Source organism: Ammoniphilus sp. YIM 78166 (assembly GCF_004522215.1).
Classification (GTDB): domain Bacteria; phylum Bacillota; class Bacilli; order Aneurinibacillales; family RAOX-1; genus YIM-78166.
Genome location: NZ_SDLR01000033.1, coordinates 1 through 1,322, shown reverse-complemented (window position 1 = coordinate 1,322; position 1,322 = coordinate 1). Strand labels below are relative to the sequence as shown.

2 protein-coding genes are annotated in these 1,322 nt (G+C 42.6%); both read left to right on the top strand.

Annotation, left to right across the window (positions count from 1 at the left end; genetic code table 11):
• The first annotated feature begins 82 nt into the window (after positions 1–82).
• Complete coding sequence (locus tag EIZ58_RS32735) at positions 83–397, top strand: helix-turn-helix domain-containing protein (RefSeq protein ID WP_134705218.1); 315 nt, start codon at positions 83–85, stop codon at positions 395–397.
• 26 nt (positions 398–423) lie between these two features.
• The gene (locus EIZ58_RS32730) at positions 424–1,272 is read left to right on the top strand and encodes an IS3 family transposase (protein ID WP_240689500.1); all 849 of its coding nucleotides are present in this window, start codon (positions 424–426) and stop codon (positions 1,270–1,272) included.
• Positions 1,273–1,322 lie beyond the last annotated feature (50 nt).

The following is a 1,322-nucleotide window of genomic DNA, read 5'->3' as shown; positions in this document are numbered from 1 at the left end:
GTGACAGTGGTCGGACCCCTTATAATGGACATATGAAGTATAATAAATATACGACAGATATGCCTTTTAGGGGGAGAGTAAAATGACTAAAAAACGTTCTTCTAGACACAGTAGTGTCGAAGTTAAGTTAGAAGCTGTGCGTCAAGTGCTGGAAGTCAAGCGTCCTGTGGCGGAGGTAGCCTTAGAGCTGGGGTTGCACCGTGACACCGTGAATCGCTGGGTTAACACTTACAAAGAGAAAGGGCCTGAAGGGTTAGAAAGTTCAAGAGCGATTTCGAATACCTCTAACTCGGAGGACCTTAAACGTATTAGAGAGCTAGAAAAGCAGTTAAAGGAAAAGGAATTGGAGAATGAGATCTTAAAAAAGTTCCAGGCCTTTCTCAAGGGGAAAAAATAAGGAAGGCTTTTGATGCCATTACTTACTTGAGAAAGGATTATTCCGTTACCCTCTTATGCCGTGTTCTAGGGGTCTCTAAAAGTGGATACTACGCGTATCTTAAACGTCCTAGAGCTTCAATATCTACAGAGAACCAGGATTTAATCCAGCAAATTAAACGTGTCTATGCCGCCCATAAAGGAACATATGGAGCGAAAAGAATTACAGCCCAACTAAAAGATCAAGGTCTAAAGGTCAATCACAAGAGAGTAGCACGATTGATGAAAGAGATCGGCTTAAAAGCTACGGTTAGACGCCCTAAAACAACGAAGGAAAGCAAGGTGCAATGCGCCGGATACATCTACGAAAACCTTCTAGCGAGAAGTTTTGAAGCCGACTATCCCAACCAAAAGTGGGTGACCGATGTAACCGAAGTCCAGATTAACGGGGCTAAACGCTATATCTCGGCTATCGTAGATCTCTTTAACCGTGAAGTTATAGCCATTGAGATAAGCTCTAGCCCGAATTTTGACCTAATCGAGGCTACAATTAAGGCTGCTCAAAAAAAGCGTAAGCTGCCAAACTTGGAGCATGTGATTATTCATAGTGACCAGGGGAACGTCTACCGGTCTATGAATTACAACCAACTGAGCAAAAAACTGAAATTCACTCCAAGTATGTCTCGAAAAGCAAACTGTTGGGATAATGCTGTGATTGAGAGCTTCTTTTCGCACCTCAAGACGGAACTCCCTTGCTTTTATCCAGACATTCAGTTAGGCACCTTTGAGAAATATTTACGTGCCTATAGCAAGTACTACAACGAGAAACGAACCCATTCAAGTTTAGGCTTGGTTTCTCCTACAACGTACTACTTTAATTTCCTAAATGCTGGATAACCGTCGAAATTTCCTATTGTCCATTTACCAGGGTCTTGACCACAGGCACT